The following is a 1,666-nucleotide window of genomic DNA, read 5'->3' on the forward strand; positions in this document are numbered from 1 at the left end:
AAAATCAATATCTAGAAAACGGGTTTCTTAGAAAACGGGTTTCTTTGAGAAACCCGTTTTCTGTAAATTTTTGTTATATCCCCCTTGAAAGATTGGCCATTGTTAGGCTAAAACTGTTAGCAATAAACCTTTGCAGTTAACGTCATGACTTCTACCCTCTTGCCGAGCCTTCCTGCTGTTGACGATGCTTTGTTCAATTTTGCTCAATCTGATGGCTTGAGTCAAGCTAATCAGGTGGATAGTGCGAGAAATCAGCGTTTAACCGCTACTGTGGTTTTCCTCGATGCTGGTGTTACCGATTATCAAAGTCTCCAAGCTGGAGTAATTCCAGAAGTCGCCACCGTTATTCTCTCTCCCAATCAAGACGGAATCGAACAAATCTCCGCTTTTTTACAACAAAATCCCCAGATTACCACCATTCACCTCGTTTCCCATGGTGCGCCGGGGTGCTTATATTTAGGGAATTGTCAACTTAATTTAACAAATATTTACGATTACCGCCAACAGTTACAGAATTGGGCAAAGATTAATCGTATTCTACTGTACGGTTGTCAGGTCGCGGCGGGAGATGCCGGGACAGAGTTTATTAATAAATTATCCCAAATTACCGGAGCGAAAATAGCGGCTTCCAGCGGACGGGTAGGAAATGCAGCCTTAGGAGGAAGTTGGGAGTTAGAGGTGAGTTTACCCGCGATAAAGGGAGAGAATCAAACCTTTATTGAAACCTTAGATTTGTCGGATTTGCAGACATCTGGGGTTTTTCAGCCGGATATACTCAACACTTATCCCGGAGTATTTGCCCCTACGTTAGTAGGAGGATGGGATAGATTAAGCAATGCCAATGCGGTAACAATAGTTGGTAACTATGCTTATGCAGTGGGGGACACCCTGGAGATTATTGATATTAGTAATCCCAGTAACCCGATTTTTAAGGGGAATTATGATATTTATGATGGTCGGGATATACAAATAGTCGGTAACTATGCTTATGTAGCTGATGATGATTCAGGACTGCAAATCATCGACATCAGCAACCCGACAAACCCCACTCTCAAGGGTAATTATGATACTTCTGGCTATGCTTGGGATGTACAAATAGTCGGTAACTATGCTTATGTAGCTGCTGATAACCTGCAAATCATCGACATCAGCAACCCGACAAATCCCACTCTCAAGGGTAATTATAATACTTCTGGCTATGCTCAAGATGTACAAATAGTCGGTAACTATGCTTATGTGGCTGATGGTGGTTCAGGACTGCAAATCATCGACATTAGCAACCCGACAAACCCCACTCTCAAGGGTAATTATAATACTTCTGGCTATGCTCGGGATGTAGAAGTAGTCGGTAACTATGCTTATGTAGCTGATGGGTATTCAGGACTGCAAATCATCGACATCAGCAACCCGACAAATCCTACTTTCAAGGGTAATTATGATACTTCTGGCTATGCTTATGGTGTACAAATAGTCGGTAACTATGCTTATGTAGCTGATCATTTTTCAGGACTGCAAATCATCGACATCAGCAACCCGACAAACCCCACTCTCAAGGGTAATTATAATACTTTTGGCTATGCTCAGGATGTACAAATAGTCGGCAACTATGCTTATGTAGCTGATGGAGGTCCAGGACTGCAAATCATCGACATCAGCAACCCGACCA

General features: G+C 42.6%; 1 protein-coding gene and 1 pseudogene. Both read left to right on the plus strand.

The window, feature by feature from the left end:
- Positions 1–144: 144 nt before the first annotated feature.
- Positions 145–642 (plus strand): annotated as a pseudogene (locus MICAI_RS27290) (DUF4347 domain-containing protein); the annotation flags it as partial.
- 234 nt (positions 643–876) lie between these two features.
- Positions 877–1,666: LVIVD repeat-containing protein (locus tag MICAI_RS27295; RefSeq protein ID WP_369751919.1), on the plus strand; the 790-nt coding region annotated here is incomplete at its 3' end.

This window comes from Microcystis sp. T1-4, assembly GCF_000297435.1.
Lineage (GTDB): Bacteria > Cyanobacteriota > Cyanobacteriia > Cyanobacteriales > Microcystaceae > Microcystis.